The organism is Arthrobacter sp. MMS18-M83, assembly GCF_026683955.1.
Classification (GTDB): Bacteria; Actinomycetota; Actinomycetes; order Actinomycetales; family Micrococcaceae; genus Arthrobacter.
Map to the genome: position 1 here is coordinate 5,013,511 of NZ_CP113343.1, position 15,557 is coordinate 5,029,067.

A 15,557-nucleotide genomic window follows, 5' to 3' on the forward strand; every position below is an offset into this window, starting at 1 on the left:
GGGGCGGCCTCCTGATCCAACTATCCCCCACGAATACGGACCACGCGAGTCCTTCGCGCGAAGAACCGTTGAAGCGGCACTCCTTCGGGTTCGACGGCGGATATCGCGTCTGTCGGTGGACTGGCGCCAGGCGACGAAGCGGCCCATCCTGATAGCAAATACTTGCGACGTTGGAGGTGGAGAATGCGGATTGCGCTCCTCGGGGATGTCATGCTCGGTCGGCTGGTTAACCTCCAGCTCAAGGTAGCTGCTCCAGACTATCCCTGGGGCGATACCCTCCCGGTCCTCCGGCAGGCCGACATCAGATTCGCCAACCTCGAATGCGTCCTCGCGGACGACGGAACGCCTGCGGCCGGCAAGATGTATCTCTTCCGCTCGGACGCCAAGAACGTGGAGAGCCTGCGCTCCGCAGCGATCGACGTGGTCTCGCTGGCCAACAACCATGTGCTCGATTACGGAATCGATGCTCTATTGGAAATGCTGCCGACGCTCGATGAGCACGGGATCTTGCGCGCGGGAGCAGGGATGGACCTGGAATCTGCCCGCCGACCGGCGGTCCGCTGGGTGGGGCCAACCGCGGTCGGCTTTATTGCTTTCACCGATAATGAACCGGGCTGGGAGGCAACCGCCCGAGTTCCGGGAATTTACTATGTCCCTGTGGACACCGGTGACCGCCGCGTGAGGGAATTGCTGGAAATGGTCCGGCAGGCGCAAGGCCACAACCAGCTGCTGGTCGTTTCGGCACACTGGGGCGCCAATTGGGGGTCCGAGGTCCCGCCCGCGCATCAGAATTTGGCCCGGGCACTGATAGACGCGGGGGCCGACCTCGTGTTCGGGCATTCGGCCCACATTTTCCGCGGCGTCGAAATCTACAGGAACCGGCCCATCATCTACAGCGCCGGCGACTTTGTCGATGATTACGCCGTGGACCCGGATGAACGCAACGACCAGTCATTCGTCTTCCTCATGGAAACCGATGGAAGCGTACCCCGCAAGCTGCGCCTGCACCCGACGAACATCATCCGCCTGCAAACCCGACTGGCGCGCCAGAGCGCGGGGAAAATTGCCGAGCGGATGCAACGGCTGAGCAGGCAGCTCGGCACGCGAAGCAACTGGATCGAGGGCGAAAAAGTCCTGGAAATACCGATCGACTAGCTACGGCATCACAGGCACACGGGTGTGGACAATGTGCACGCCGCTTTTGGACTGGCCTGACCGCCGCCGACTCCATCCCCCGCGGCAGCGACTGCAACCCCGCTTGGCGGGACTATGCCGAAACCTTGACTCAGCTGATAGGCTCGCGGGACTTCGAGTTCGCCATCAAAATGCTCGCCGACTACGCCACCGCATCCCTCAAAGCCGGGATGCCGCTGCTTTAGCGCAGCCCCAGGCTCAAGGATCCGCATTGGGCGGCGGCCTTGGCCGGGATCACCAACTACACCGCACACCGGCTCGGGCAACCGGCACCGTCCTGGACCAGACGCGTCAAACCCCTCAGCGGGGCATGGATGCCGGCAGAGTCCTACCGGAGCGTCAGGGAACCCATGAAGAAACTCACCATCTCCGGAACACCTGCCGAACTCGCCGCCCTGAACGTCTTCATCCGCGAACGCAGTCTGGCCACCGCATGAGCGGCGGGGAACTCACCGCTGATCAAATCCGCGCCCTCCTCCACCAAAAAACTGAACTGCTCCCCGGGAGTCGGAACTGAATTTCTCAGTCCAACTTCCGGGGAGCAGTTCAATTCCGCCTGGGGCCTTTCCGTCCCGTGGTGCGTGCTTGATGCCTGTGCGAGGTAGTCCGGGGCGGTACGGAGGCTGTGCCCGAGGTCGGTCAGCGCGTCAATCAGTTCCACGACATTGGCCCGCCCGTCCAGCGTGGACGGGCGACATCCCGTGGTCACGTTGCACCATCGCTCTGGACCTTCGAGTTGTCCGATCAAGGATCCCTCAGCGTGCGGCTGTGCTGGGGGTGGCTTTTTCGTGGACGAGGGGCCTGCGAGTCCGGCGAGCAGGATGCTGGTGCCTTGGTCCAGTTGGGCCGCCCCGTCGTAGTCCGCGAGCACCGGGCCAAGGCGCGGAGGCGGGGAAATTCCTTCGCGGGCAGGCGGTGAAGGCCAAGGCGGAGCAATGCTTCATTTTCGTCCGGATCCACCGAGAGGATCTGCTCAAGCGGGCGCAGCGTGCCCAGCGGGCGCAGGCCCAAGGACGTCGACAGCGGGCGGGTCACGAGCAATGGCACGACGTTCGGGTGCCGTAGCGCCAACAGGCGCAGGTCATGGGCTATCTGCCGCAGCTGTGCCCGCCAATCCGGGCGGTCCGGGAAGACGCCGAGGCTACAAACAGCCTGGACCGTTAGCAGCGAGTCGATGCGTGAAGGACCGTTGAAACCATGAGGGAGCCGTTCCCTTTACGGGCGTTCACCCGGTCGAGTCCACATCCATCCCTGGTATCACCGGGCCACCGGTGGCAGCCCAACGCAGGGCTTGCGGGCAACCGAACCCGACCCCGGGTTGAAGCCAGACCACCGGAACCCTCGCAAGTCATTTAGCCACGTCCTCCTCAAACAACGAAGAAGCAGGAACACAGACATACCTCCCAACACAAAGGAAGGAGGCACCCGGCCACACCAACGGCCACAAACCAAAAAGGGCCCCGAAGGGCCATAAGAAGCTGATTTGTGCACAGTCAGAGGGCCAAAGGCCCCCTGACCAGCAGAAACACGTGCCCAAGCGGCTTCAAAGCCCCGGAAACATGCCGAGTACGGACCAGTCCGGCCCAACGTTTGCACATTGAGCACACTCCAAATCCGGCCCCGCAACTCCCGCCAACCTCAGATCAAAAAGACCCGGCAATCTGCGTGGGGCCTCCAACGCCGAATCAGGTGTTTCTCGATCATGACGGCGCTGCGCAGCAGACCGATGTCGCCGGCGCCCACACTCACCGCCAGGTCGAAGCCGTCGTCGGTGCTGACGTCGTGCCGGAAGCCGGATCCGGAACCTGCACCGATCGATCACTTGCAGCGCGTCCTCGATTTCGACGAACTCATGCGTCCTCAAGGCGTTTGAGCAGCTCTGCAAGCTCCGTCATCGTTGATCACGAATTCCAGACCGTAGCTGATCTCGCGGCCGTGCCGCTTCAGGACCAGCTCCCCCGTGGAGCAGCGGCGCCGACTTGGACGTGCGCCCCTCGGCGACAAAGCCATCGAGACGGCGGTGCAGGTCTTCGGGAGCTCATAGATACATGGCCATACTCAGATTCGGTCGGCGAACCAATCTGTCAAGCGGGATACTGCCACAGCGAGGTAGTCGTAGCTGCAGTGAAGCGAACCCGCGCCGTCGTAGATGTCGGCTGTGACATCGTCCGAGGTCAGGTTTTCAAGGAACTGCTTCGCACCGTCGATGTCCATGACGATATCGTGTGTGCCGTGCATGACATACACCGGAACCTTGATCTTCTCAGCGACGCCTTCCAGAGTGAACTTGGCGAGTTTCTCGCTCGCCTCGGTGTCATCCGTTGCCCCGGTGAGCCATTGCAGTTGCTCCTGCAGTGGCGGGTAGAACTCGTAGAAGTCGCGCAGAATGCTCCACGTTCCGCACCAGGCAGCCACAGCCTTTACCCGGGGTTCAAATGCCGCCGCCCGCGGCGCGTAGTAACCGCCGTAACTCACTCCCGCAAGACCGATTCGATTGGCATCGACGTCCGGGCGTGTCTCCAGGTAGTCGATGATTGCCGCGACTGGAACTTCGTAGTCGTACCGGCTGTATAGCTGCTTGAAGCGTAGTGAGCTGCCCCTGCCCGGAGTGTCTACCACCACCACGTTCATACCTCGCTCAGGGAACTGATTGCCCCCGAGGAAAATCAATTCTTCTGCCCAAGAATCCGCGCCGCCTAGAAGGATGACGGTTGGCCTCGCCTGTCCAGAATTGTCTGGGCGCATGATGTAGCCGTCCATCGTGACGCCCTCGAAAGGAACGTGAATTCGCTCCAGAATTCCCTCAGACATCTCTACGGCACGCTGAAAATTCGTCGTTCCCTTGATGTACGCCTCCTCACGGCGCGGGTCAAAAGAACGCAGGAAGAACTCGGAGTGTCGCCAATAGCTGCAGGAACGGAAGAAGGCCTTTCTCGCGGTCGCAATATGCCCCTTCTCTGCCTCAATCTCGCCCAGGTCAGCGGTCTCCTGCGCCGTACGCGCCCACTCACGCTGCCAGATCTCCTCGTCGGTTGTCTCGTTGCCAATCCGTGCGGCCGTACGGGTGCATTCGAAAAGATCTGAGCCCCCGACGGCGACCTGTCCCAGTAGGCGCATCGTCTGCAGGGACCAGTCCTCGTCCTGAGGAAAAAGCTCGATGATCGAAAGCGCGTCGCTGTTGGTGTCGGCTACAGTCTCGTTACCAGTCATGGTCTTGCTCCTTCTATGGTGATGCGTGGTTCTGACGAACGTTTCCAATGACTCGTCCGTCAGGATTTGGCAGATTACTTCAGGAAATTGATGCTGCGGTGTTCACGACGTCATCCCACAGCACCTGTTCGAGGATCGCCTGACGACATGCGGAAAGTTGGCGGGGGGCGTTGACGCAGAGCGCACCTCGAATCGCGCCGTCCCGGCCAAAAAGCGCAACCAATGAATCGTCATCGAAACGCTCGATATGGATGGAGTCATGCGCTTCGCCTCTTCCGACGAAGTCTTTTCGCAGATGATGTGCTTCCCGGCCCCGGCTGTCGCCATGGCAATGTCGGCATGGGAGGCACCGGGTACGCAAATGCACACCAAGTCGATGTCGGTTTCGCCCAGCAGGTCACGATAATTTGTAAAAGCCCTCGGGATACCGTGTCTGCTGGCAAATTCCGTTGTCCGTTGAGGATTCCGGCCAGCCACCGCAGCAAGTTGAACATCAACGCCCCAAACCCTCTTCAGCGCTTCAACATGGAAGGTAGCTGAAAATCCTGTGCCGATTATGCCCACGCGAATAGTTGTGCTTCTTGATTTCCGATCGCTTAGAGCGTGCCGAGTTGTCAGCACGGGATTCACTCTGCACCGGATGGCGGTCGCACAATCGAGATCGCGTCGTGGCTTGAGTTACCTCACCGTAATCGGGGCTCTGGATGCGGGACAAGATGCCGGAATTAGTTGCACGGGCGCCACGATAGACTTCGAAATCTCCGTGGCTCTCGGTCAAGATAGGTCTGTCCCAGCGCGACTCAAAGCTGGACCGTCGCCGTCGTTCGACGGCGGACTGGCCGTCCAACATATTCTGTCCCCCTCGAGACAAACGTTTCCAATACACAACTGGCGAATTGCTCCTCTGTGACCACCTCGAGACTCCGCAAAACCTTTGGACCGAGGATCTGAACCATTTGTCGCTCCAACTCGCCCGCCGAAGCGTTCTTTATGTAACCGAGAAAACTAAATCCGGCATCTTGTAGGCGATTTTGCACTGACCCATGCTGGAGTAACTCAGCTCACACTGCTTGGCATGCGGGCCACCCCCAAGCACCTCGAGGCCGACTCAAACCAGGAGAAATATGAAACGCATTGCGTTCGCTGCAGGGGCTGTAGCCCTTTCGCTGTCACTCGCAGCCTGCGGCGGAAGTTCAGGAGCCGCTCCGAAAAAGACAATAACCATCGCAATGTCAGTGGCCGCCGCGCCTTGGGACTTGGCGGATGCCGCCGGAGGCAACAACGAACAGCAGTACCAGCCGGTATACGACACGCTCCTCCACATTGATCCTGCCGGGAAAATGGTTCCCAACCTTGCAGAATCTTGGTCCTACAGTGCGGACCAGAAGACCCTTACACTGCAGATCCGCGGGGGTCAAAAGTTTACTGACGGGGAGCCAGTCAACGGCGAGGCGGTCAAGGCAAGCTTGCTTAGGGCAAAGAACGGAACCAACATTGCCGCAAGCGACCTACAGCAAGTCACTGAAATCGCCTCCAGCGAAAACAAAGTCGACATAAAGCTCAACGGGCCGGACCCTGCGCTCCTGACCGCTCTCGGCAAGCTCGCCGGAATGGTTGCGAGTCCGAAGGCCCTCGTCAAACCCGAAGTCCCAGTTGGTTCCGGGCCCTACAAGCTTGATACCTCGGCTACTACAGCGGGAAGCCAGTACACCTTTGTGCGTAGCCCCGACTACTGGAACGCAGGTGCGTATCCCTATGACACAGTAGTGATCAAGCCTATCCCTGACCCATCAGCAAGATTCAACGCTCTTGTGTCGGGACAAGTTGACTCTGCGATCATTCCGCCCGCGCGGGTTGACCCGGCGCAAAAGGCCGGGATGAACATCACTTCCTATATCCCGGGCGACGTTGAAGGTTTGTACATCTGGGACCGCACCGGCACTATCGTTCCCGCGTTGGCAAACGTCAAGGTGCGCCAGGCCATCAACTACGCTTTTGACCGCGTCCAGATCCTCAAGACAGCTCTCAAAGGCCAAGGCGTGATCACGACCCAGATGTTCAACCGCAACTCAACGGCCTTCGACGCAGCGCTGAACGCCCAATACGCTTATGACCCGGCGAAAGCCAAGCAGTTAATGGCAGAAGCCGGATACCCAAACGGCTTCGAGGTCACGATCCCCGATCTGTCGGCACAGTTCCCCGAACAGCAGGCCGCTATCAACCAGTCCCTTGCAGACATCGGCATCAGGGTGAAGCTGGTCCCTATTCCCTTGGACCAGCTCTTTACATCCCTAATGTCGGGCAAATATGCAATGTCCTACTTCAAACTGCAGTCAAATGCACCCTGGGACACAGTAAAAAAGGAATTCCTCAAATCCGGAGGCTGGAACCCCTTCAAGTATGTCGATCCGAAAGCCCAGGATCTAATCGATCGTGCCCAACTGGCTACGGGGCCTGACCAGGACAGGCTTTTCAAGCAGCTCAACGCGTACATCGTGGACCAGGCGTGGAATGCCCCGTGGGACGCTCTGCAAGCGACTTACGCATCCATATCATCAGTGAAAATCACCGAGCAGCCGTATTTTTCCAACCCCCCGCTCTCAAGCTACAAGCCGGCCCAGTAGTCGGGACCACCAAGTCAAGGCAACCTCTTGCTGCCCTGACTTGGTGCCCGTGAGACTCTAAGGAGAAACCATTGTTCAAGTTCATTCTGCGGCGAACGGTCGCGGGTGTGCTCCTGATTTGGGTCGTCGCCACGATCACCTTTGCGCTGCTTAGCATCACAGACACGTCCGTGGCTCGTAACATCGTCGGACCAACAGCCTCAGCGGCTCAGGAGACCGCAAAGATCGCCGAGCTGGGACTCGACAGGTCCTTCCCCGAACGTTACGGCGAATGGCTTTCACACGCGATCACGGGTGACTTTGGCCGGTCCTGGTTTACGGGCAACAACGTTGGAACGTCGATTGCCAACACCATGCCGGTAACACTGTCAGTTGTCGTCGTGGGCTTGGGGGTCTCCGCCCTGATGAGCCTGGCTATTGGTTCGCTGGCGGCAACTCGGCGCGGTGCCCTTGACCGATGGGTCCAAACTGGATCAGTCATCTCGGCAGCTTTTCCGGGTTTTCTGGTCGCCTTGGCCCTTGTCATGGCGTTCGCCATCCAGCTCCGCATCCTGCCGGCCACTGGATTCGTCCCGTTTTCCGAGTCTCCGGTGGGCTGGGTGCGGTCGATCATCCTTCCGTCGCTCGCTCTAGCCTTTGGCGCCACGGCAGCAACGACTCAGCAGGTTCGTGGCTCCCTCATCCAGATTCTCGGTCTTGACTATGTAAGGACGCTGCGAAGCCGCGGCCTTAAGGGCCGCCGGCTCATCTACAAACATGCCCTCCGCAACGCTGCTCCCGCGGCGCTGACTGTGCTTTCGCTTCAGTTCATAAGTCTGGTCGGCGGCGCCGTGATCATCGAAAAGGTATTTGGCTTGGCAGGCATAGGCTCTCTTGCAAACTCCGCTGCAAGCCAAGGCGACCTGCCTGTTGTTCTCGGTGTCGTTGTCGTGATGGTCATCATCGTCGTTGTCATCAATCTGTTCATGGACCTCGCCCAAGGCTGGGTCAACCCGAAAGTGCGAATCAAATGACCTCCCCTTCCGCGCAGAGCGCCCTTAGTCTCGGCACAACGCCCCGTCCGTCGACCAAGCATGCCGGCGCGCTGCGTCGGCTCCTTCGGGATCCTGTAAGCGTGGTCTGCCTGGCGTTTCTATTTATTGTGGTTGCCGCCAGCATCTTGGCGCCGTTTCTGACAGGTGAGGATCCGAACCGCGCGTTTCTGGATAACGCCCTTGCCCCTGCGAGTTCGGGCCATCCGCTCGGCGGCGACGGCGTCGGCCGCGACGTCCTCGCCCGGTTACTGTACGGAGGACGTCTGACCCTGCTTGGAGGGCTCATTGCTGTCACAGTCGCCCTCCTGATCGGCATTCCCGCGGGGTTGTGCGCCGGATACTTCCGCGGTTGGTTCGATACGGTCGCAGGCTGGTTCACCGGTGTGGTGATGGCCGTCCCGGCGATCATCGTCCTGCTCGTCGTCATGGCAGTCGTGTCTCAAAGCATTTACGTGGCGATGACGGTGCTTGGCCTCATTCTTTCCCCGGGAGTCTTCTGGCTGGTCCGGTCCTGTGCCACCTCGGTACGGGAAGAATTGTACGTCGATGCCGCCAAAGTGTCCGGGTTGCGGAACGCACGGATCATCCGCTGTCACATCCTTCCCACTGTTTTCGGGCCCACGCTGATCCAGGCCGTGGGGACCTTCAGCGTTTCTGTCAGTATCCAGGCAGGTCTAGCCTTTTTGGGACTGGGTTCCACGTCTGAGGCCAGTTGGGGTGCCATGCTCAACGACGCTTTTCCGAACATCTACATTGCACCCGTGCTGTTGGTTTGGCCTGGGGTGGCTATCGCGTTGACCGTCGCGGCGCTGAACCTGATCGCCAATCGTCTTCGCGACATCCTCGGCGGCGATAAGGACGTAGTACGTGGCAACGCAGCATCAAAGCGAAGAACACCTACTTCGGCCCGTGCCAGGGCCGACACGTCGACGCCCTGCCGTGAAGATACGCTCCTGAGCATAGAAAATCTCCGGGTAACCTACCCGACATCGTCCGGTGAGGCGGTCGTCGTTTCTTCGGTGTCACTCACAGTTCGGCGCGGGGAAGTTCTGGGATTGGTCGGTGAGTCGGGCTCCGGAAAGAGCCAGACTGCGTTTTCCATTCTTGGCCTCCTACCGCAGGAAGCTCAGATTTCCGCAGATGGTTTGACCTTCGACGGCACAGACCTGCTGCGCTTGGCTCCGTCTGAGCTGAATGACTTGCGGGGGGCCCGCATCGCTTACATTCCGCAGGAGCCGATGTCCAACCTGGACCCGTCGTTCAAGATCGGGAGCCAACTTGTTGAGCCGATCCGACAGCACCTTGCTGTCTCAGCCAGCGAAGCCAAGACCCGCGCCCTGGCTCTCCTCGCTCGCGTAGGAATAGCTGAACCGGATCGTGTCTTCGATTGCTACCCGCATCAGATTTCCGGTGGCATGGCACAACGTGTGCTGATCGCAGGAGCCGTGTCCTGCGATCCGGACCTCCTCATTGCAGATGAACCGACAACGGCGCTCGACGTCACGGTCCAGGCCGAGATCCTTGACCTGATGAGGTCGCTTCAGTGCGAGAGGGGCATGGGCATGCTCCTGGTCACCCACGACTTCGGCGTCGTTGCTGACATCTGCGACCGCGTTGCGGTGATGTACCAGGGCCGAATCGTGGAGGCGAACAAGTCAACTGAGCTATTCGCCCGGCCGAGGGATCCTTACACCCAGATGCTCCTGGCGTCCACACTGGAAGGCCAGCCTGCGCGCACCCCCTTGTCAACAAAAGCCCGCTTGGTCAGTCCGTAAATGCTGATTCGAATGAAAAGAGAAACCATGGGCGGCCAGGACATAACGACGGAATTGACGCCACTCCTGAAAATCAACGACCTCGCGGTCGAGTATCCGTCCAAAGGCTGGAGAAAACCGCCCTTCCGGGCGCTGCATGGGATCAGCCTGGCCGTTGATGCCGGCGAAACCGTTGGACTGGTCGGTGAATCAGGTTCCGGCAAGACGACCATGGGCCGGGCGGTCTTAGGACTAGCCCCCGTTAGCCAAGGCGAAATCAGCTTCGAGGGCCGAGTCATCTCCAAAATCGCCCCACGTGAGAGGCGGAGGCTCAGCAACGACATACAGGTGGTATTTCAAGACCCCTATACCTCGCTTAACCCTTTCATGACCATTGAGAATATTCTCACAGAACCGTTGATGGTCGGGGGGCTACACGAAGTGATGCTCTTCGTCGGGTCAATTTCCTCCTGGATGAGGTACAGCTGCCGGTCGGCTCAGCCCAACGGCTCCCCCGCGAATTCTCGGGTGGCCAACGTCAACGTGTTGCCATCGCCCGTGCACTCTCCCGGGATCCGAAGCTCATCGTTTGTGACGAGCCCGTGAGTGCCCTGGATTTGTCAACACAGGCGAAAATCCTAGACCTGTTCATTGAGATTCAAGAGCGCACCGGCGTCGCCTACCTGTTTGTCACACACGATCTGTCGGTCGTCCGACACATCAGCCACCGGGTGGCCGTCATGCATAAGGGAACCATCGTGGAAGCAGGGGACGCTGCGTTGGTGACAAGTACGCCGGCGCATCCGTACACTCAGCGGCTACTGCTCTCGGCGCCGGTACCTGATCCGGTCCGACAGGGCGAACGGCGGGCACAGCGACTGAACATGGCCATCCCGGGCTAGATGGTGCGCGCCGGTCACCTCAGGTCGAAGACGGGGTTACAAGTACCGACAGGGAAGCCATAGCCCTGCGCTAGCTAGAATGGAAACGCATGAAAACTATCTTCCCGGAGATGACACTGACCGTCACCGTCACCGACCGCGCCAACATGGACCGCCAACTCGACGAAGCCGTGACAATCACCCGGGCGCGGGCAATGCTCGAACGACGCCGAGGCATCCTCGTCAGCCGCGACGGACGAGATTCCTTCACCGTCGCCCTCAGCGATTCCGTGCCTTTCGGCCTCACCCGCGAACGCCAAAACTGGTGAGCTAAGACAGAGAAGCAACACGTTTCTGGATGTGTGAGCGCTAGTCTCCCGGCTGACCGGCCCGCAGGATGTCACGCTCCGCCTTGGGAAAGCAGCGCCAGCGAACCCACTTTTACCGCGCCAAGGAGCGCCAACTGCTTGCCCATGGGTTCCATAGAAATACTGAGGTTTCTTGTGGCAATGGGAAGCGCATCACGATATACAACACTTCTAATCCCCGCCAGGACTTCGTCAGTCAGCCGGACCATTTCTCCGCCCAGAATGATTGTGCGGGGGTTGAACATGTCGACTAGTTCTGCTGTCAGCTCTCCCAGCCGTGTCACCGCATCACGCACGGCAGCAGTAGCCGCGGGGTCACCGGACTTTATCAAACCGCGCAGGCGGTGTTCGTCATTTACCTCGTCGCTATCCCGGTCCTGAAGGCGCAGTTGAGCGAATACTGCACGCAGGCTGGCAACTGCTCCCACACACCCTGTTTTACCGCAAATACAGACGAGGTCCCGGTTTCCGCCCGCCTTTAGGTGACCGATGTCGCCAGCGGAACCGTCTGCACCACGATGGATCTTTCCGTCAGCGGTGATCAGTCCGGCTCCGATACCCATGGACAAATGTAGATGAAGCAAGGGCAGCTGTTCTGATCCGCCTTGAGTGGAAGCGCCCAGCGCCATCATGTTGGCGTTGTTATCCACCAATGCGGGCGCATCGAAATAGGCGCTCAGGGCCCGGCGAAGCTCGAAGCCCTCCCATCCGGGCATGATGTATCGGTGGGCCGTGACGCCGTTGACAAAGTCAACCGGCGCCGGGATGCTTGCGACAACTTGGTGCACATCCTCATTCGTCAGGCCGCTTCGCTCAAGCAGGTCCTTGGCACAACCGAGTACGAGATCTAGCACATCGGTCGGCGGTGACGACAGCGAAACCCGGATTTCCGCTGTATCCAGCAATGCTGCCGTCGCATCGGACAATGCCAGATGGGTGAAGGAGCGCTCAAAATCAAGGGCAATCGTGAATCCGGCACTTCGGCCCAGCCGAAGACCAAGCGAAGGGCGTCCCCGCTGACCATCGTAGGCGGTTTCCTCTGACAGCAGACCCTTTTCGATCATGTGATCGACGTGATGTCCGATTGTGGACCGTGCCATACCGGTTTGACGTGAGATGTTGGCCCGGCTCGTGGCCACCCCCGAGGCGACCATCCGCAAGATGACCTGAGGAACCAGCTCCATAGGCTCAGATTTCATTCATTAATCTTGACACACGAAACACCTTAAGTTCAGCCATCGAATTTAAAACGCCATCTATCCCCCAAAACATCTGGGGAATAGCATCTAATTCAGGACGTTCTGACCATAACCATCGCTCTTTAGAAGTCAGCCTCCTGTCCCCGAATTCAATTCACGAGAAGAGTGCTCAAATGTCGATTGCACCCAGCCAGTTTGCGCTGAATCCAATCCAGTGGCTCGCGACCCCGGACGGGTGGGTTGACCAATCGCTGAAACCGCCCTTGGAACACAGGCTCCCTGTAGTCGCATCTGCGGGCTTCACTGCCATAAAGTCTGAAGTTCCGATCGGAATGACGGCGCAGACCTATCGATCTCGGCTCGGCGAGTACGGGATCCGTCCGGGTCCCGGCTACGTTCCGATGCCCTGGTTCGAGGACGAATCCTCCAGAGCCCCCTTTTTGGAGCGGGCGCGCACGGTCGCCGCCACAAATGCCGTTCTGGGGGTCCCGCTGGTTTTCCTCGCCATGGGCATGGACAAGAATGCGGGCAGGGTACTCCATCCAGGAGTCGGATTCGGACAGAATTCAGACAGACTTGAGTCGGTCAGGGACTATCTTGCTGAGGCTGCGCAGATCATGGTGTCTGAAGGAGCCGTTCCCGCCCTCCACCCACATGTCGGGACGTGGATTGAGACGGCGGACGAAGCTCGATTTGTTCTCGACACGGTTGATGAGAGCATCCTGAAATTTGGTCCCGACGCCGGGCACCTTGCATGGACCGGAATCAACCCGGCGGAATTAATTGCTGAGTATGCCCCAAGGGTGGCCGGTATTCACATCAAGGACTACTTTGATGCCGTGTCGGCGCGCAGTCGAACCGACGACATCGACTACCGCTCCACAGTGCTTGCTGGCTTCTGGACCGAACCAGGCGATGGCGATGCAAACATCGATGAGGTCCTGGATGCCGCCGGTCCGGGCTTTGACGGTTGGGTCGTAGTTGAAGTTGACCGGGGAACGGTCGCTCCGGACGAGAGCATCCGAAGGTGCGGAGAGTGGCTCGCCAGCAGATTTACGGACCCTCTTCCCGTCTAGGGCGCATTCTCATACGTCTTGACTATTGGCCAAACATCCCATCCTGTAGCGGAGTTACCCATGAAAAGCCCAACAAAATTACGCTTCGCCCTGGTGGGGGCCGGCGTCATAGGAAACCATCACCAGAAGGTCATGAAGGAGCTCTCCTCCGAGATCGAACTCGTCGCAGTCGTCGACCTGGAACTGCCAAAAGCGGAAAAAATCGCTTTCGCCCATGATGCACTCGCATTTACTTCGCTCTCAGAGGCGCTCGCTAACTGTGACTTTGATGCTGTTGCCGTCTGCACACCCACAGGGGCTCACGCAGAGGTGGGAATCGAGGCCCTGAACTCCGGCAAGCATGTCGTGATTGAAAAGCCGGCCGAGATCAGCCTGGCAGCTACAGACGAGATAATCGCAGCGCAGCGAAGGTCTGGCAGGCAAGTCACCGTCATCTCCCAGCACCGCTTCGATCCGGCCGCGGAGATCCTGATGGAGGCGATCAGTGAGGGCGGACTTGGACGCCTGACGTCGGGGGTCGCAGCGATCAACTGGTGGCGCGGACAGAACTATTACGACTCGGGTGACTGGCGTGGCACTTGGGCCCTGGACGGCGGCGGGGCCCTCATGAACCAGGGCGTCCACACTGTCGATCTTTTAGTAGCTGCAATGGGTAAGCCAGTGGAAGTCTTTGCCTACACTGCTTGCCTCGCGCACGACCGCATTGAGGTCGAAGACGTCGCCGTCGGTGTCGTCAAATTCGAAAGCGGCGCTCTAGGAGTCCTGCACGGAACGACGGCGGCTTATCCAGGTCTGAGTGCCCGCCTTCAGGTGCACGGCGAAAGAGGCTCTGCCATCATCGACAATGACCAGCTGACATTCATCCACACCACTCCGGTTGGACATCCTCGGGCGGAGAAGCCATTTGGTGTCTCAGACTCCGCCAACCAAATTGACCGCCATAAGGTCTCCAACGGTTCAATACCCACCGCCGGCGCCAACCCGGGACAACTCTCTGACGCTCACCGCTATCAGTACAGCAATTTCCTCGCGTCAATCCGTGGTGATGAGGAACTTCGGGTTGGTCTCGCTGAAAACCGGCAATCGCTAAGCGTCATACTCGGAGCCTACGAGTCTGCGCAGACCGGGTTGCCTGTGCGTTTGACCTGACTGGGCACGATCGACGGTGGCCACGACATCGGTCCACTGTCTGAAGTGGCGGCATCGAGTGTGTCCTGGGACCTCTCCAGGCCGGACCGGGCTGACCTCCGCACCCGCACGCGCATCCAAGCGCCTACCAACAGCCTGGCCAGAGCGTTGAGCGCGGGACGGACCGGTGTCGCGGCGGTGTTGGTTCCAGACATCACGAACCCCTTCTATTTCGACCTCATTAGGGGAACCCATCTCCAGCTCAAGGCAGCCGGCTATACCCAATTGTTGGTGGACACAGAGGAATCCGATGAAGTTGAATCCGGCGCGATGAAGCAGCTGGGCAAAACGGTCGACGGAATCATCGTTGCGGCCTCCAACCTGAGTGATGATGTCCTGCGTGAAAACGCGGCAAAGATGCCCATGGTCACCGTCAATCGCGACGTTCGCGGGGTTCCTGCTGTCATTATCGATACAGCGGCGGCGACCAACCGTGCACTAGATCATCTGATCTCGCTGGGTCATACCAGCGTCGCATACGTGGGAGGCCCGCCAATGTCCCAGTCCAGCATGAGGAGGTGGACCGCACTATCGGTTGCGGCGAAGGACCACGGGTTGGAGGTTTTCGGACTCGGGCCGTTCGCTCCGAACATGCAGTCGGGCGCGGCCGCGGCGGACTCCGCCGTCCACAGCGGAGTGACCGCCTGCATAACCTTCAACGATCTGATCGCCATCGGAATGATCCAACGGCTCCGCCAACGCGGTCTCCGGGTGCCGGAAGACCTGAGCATCGTCGGTTGCGATGATGTGTTCGGGGCGGACTTCTGCAACCCCCCGCTGACGACCATGACGACTCCTATCGAACTAGTCGGACGAGTGGCCGCGTCGATGCTGCTCGACCAGCTCAACCCAGTGTCAGGCGCAGCCAAGCGCCAGCGATCCTTGATTCCCACCCACCTGACTGTACGAGGCTCGACGGGTGCCTTCAGACCGGATGATTGCCACGGATGACACGCCGGGTCTGTTTGTAACCTGGGTCTTTCAATGACGACGCTGCCCTGACTCATATGGCGACTGCCCGCTCTTGGC

Annotated in this window: 13 protein-coding genes and 3 pseudogenes; 12 read left to right on the forward strand and 4 right to left on the reverse strand. The window is 59.6% G+C overall.

The annotated features are described in order from the left end of the window. Positions 1-183 precede the first annotated feature (183 nt). Together OW521_RS23625 and OW521_RS23630 are read left to right on the forward strand one after the other, a co-directional pair. Complete coding sequence (locus OW521_RS23625) at positions 184-1,155, forward strand: CapA family protein (protein ID WP_268021879.1); 972 nt, start codon at positions 184-186, stop codon at positions 1,153-1,155. A gap of 263 nt (positions 1,156-1,418) precedes the next feature. Then, positions 1,419-1,631 carry a hypothetical protein gene (locus OW521_RS23630; RefSeq protein ID WP_268026128.1) on the forward strand — a complete coding sequence of 71 codons (213 nt, stop codon included), beginning with the start codon at positions 1,419-1,421 and terminating at the stop codon, positions 1,629-1,631. 368 nt (positions 1,632-1,999) lie between these two features. Here the strand turns inward: OW521_RS23630 and OW521_RS23635 are convergent. The 3 genes and pseudogenes from OW521_RS23635 to OW521_RS24495 all read right to left on the reverse strand — a co-directional run. After that, positions 2,000-2,334: pseudogene (locus tag OW521_RS23635) on the reverse strand (TetR/AcrR family transcriptional regulator); the annotation flags it as partial. Positions 2,335-3,252: 918 nt separating this feature from the next. Next, positions 3,253-4,404: an alpha/beta hydrolase family protein gene (locus OW521_RS23640; protein ID WP_268021880.1), complete on the reverse strand. Its 1,152-nt coding sequence runs from the start codon at positions 4,402-4,404 to the stop codon at positions 3,253-3,255. Between the two features lie 102 nt (positions 4,405-4,506). After that, the gene (locus OW521_RS24495) at positions 4,507-5,034 is read right to left on the reverse strand and encodes a Gfo/Idh/MocA family protein (RefSeq protein WP_442781197.1); all 528 of its coding nucleotides are present in this window, start codon (positions 5,032-5,034) and stop codon (positions 4,507-4,509) included. Positions 5,035-5,639: 605 nt separating this feature from the next. On the opposite strand from OW521_RS24495, the gene OW521_RS23645 reads away from it, so the two are divergent. The 7 genes and pseudogenes from OW521_RS23645 (at position 5,640) to OW521_RS23665 (ending at position 11,026) form a co-directional block, all read left to right on the forward strand. Next, positions 5,640-7,028, forward strand: a complete 1,389-nt coding sequence (locus tag OW521_RS23645; protein WP_268021881.1) for an ABC transporter substrate-binding protein — start codon at positions 5,640-5,642, stop codon at positions 7,026-7,028. 71 nt (positions 7,029-7,099) lie between these two features. Continuing rightward, positions 7,100-8,041 carry an ABC transporter permease gene (locus tag OW521_RS23650; RefSeq protein WP_268021882.1) on the forward strand — a complete coding sequence of 314 codons (942 nt, stop codon included), beginning with the start codon at positions 7,100-7,102 and terminating at the stop codon, positions 8,039-8,041. Further along, positions 8,038-9,837: a dipeptide/oligopeptide/nickel ABC transporter permease/ATP-binding protein gene (locus OW521_RS23655; RefSeq protein WP_268021883.1), complete on the forward strand. Its 1,800-nt coding sequence runs from the start codon at positions 8,038-8,040 to the stop codon at positions 9,835-9,837. Before OW521_RS23650 ends, OW521_RS23655 begins: the two co-directional genes overlap by 4 nt. A gap of 27 nt (positions 9,838-9,864) precedes the next feature. Continuing rightward, a pseudogene (locus OW521_RS24500) lies at positions 9,865-10,161 on the forward strand (ATP-binding cassette domain-containing protein); the annotation flags it as partial. Between the two features lie 140 nt (positions 10,162-10,301). Continuing rightward, positions 10,302-10,361, forward strand: a pseudogene (locus OW521_RS24505) (hypothetical protein); the annotation flags it as partial. Positions 10,362-10,418: 57 nt separating this feature from the next. Continuing rightward, the gene (locus OW521_RS24510; RefSeq protein WP_442781198.1) at positions 10,419-10,718 is read left to right on the forward strand and encodes an ABC transporter ATP-binding protein; all 300 of its coding nucleotides are present in this window, start codon (positions 10,419-10,421) and stop codon (positions 10,716-10,718) included. Between the two features lie 89 nt (positions 10,719-10,807). After that, on the forward strand, positions 10,808-11,026 hold the full coding sequence (locus tag OW521_RS23665) for a hypothetical protein (protein WP_268021884.1): 219 nt from the start codon (positions 10,808-10,810) through the stop codon (positions 11,024-11,026). 71 nt (positions 11,027-11,097) lie between these two features. On the opposite strand, the gene OW521_RS23670 is transcribed toward OW521_RS23665, so the two are convergent. Beyond that, positions 11,098-12,129 carry an ROK family protein gene (locus OW521_RS23670; protein WP_268021885.1) on the reverse strand — a complete coding sequence of 344 codons (1,032 nt, stop codon included), beginning with the start codon at positions 12,127-12,129 and terminating at the stop codon, positions 11,098-11,100. 308 nt (positions 12,130-12,437) lie between these two features. Here OW521_RS23670 and OW521_RS23675 point away from each other — a divergent pair, with 308 nt between their 5' ends. Genes OW521_RS23675 through OW521_RS23685 form a run of 3 tightly spaced genes read left to right on the forward strand, consistent with a single transcriptional unit; the run spans position 12,438 to position 15,479 of the window. After that, positions 12,438-13,340 carry a sugar phosphate isomerase/epimerase family protein gene (locus OW521_RS23675; RefSeq protein ID WP_268021886.1) on the forward strand — a complete coding sequence of 301 codons (903 nt, stop codon included), beginning with the start codon at positions 12,438-12,440 and terminating at the stop codon, positions 13,338-13,340. A gap of 60 nt (positions 13,341-13,400) precedes the next feature. Continuing rightward, positions 13,401-14,489, forward strand: coding sequence for a Gfo/Idh/MocA family protein (locus OW521_RS23680; RefSeq protein ID WP_268021887.1), 1,089 nt, complete (start codon positions 13,401-13,403; stop codon positions 14,487-14,489). Between the two features lie 45 nt (positions 14,490-14,534). Beyond that, positions 14,535-15,479, forward strand: coding sequence for a LacI family DNA-binding transcriptional regulator (locus OW521_RS23685; protein WP_268021888.1), 945 nt, complete (start codon positions 14,535-14,537; stop codon positions 15,477-15,479). The last annotated feature ends 78 nt before the right edge of the window (positions 15,480-15,557 follow it).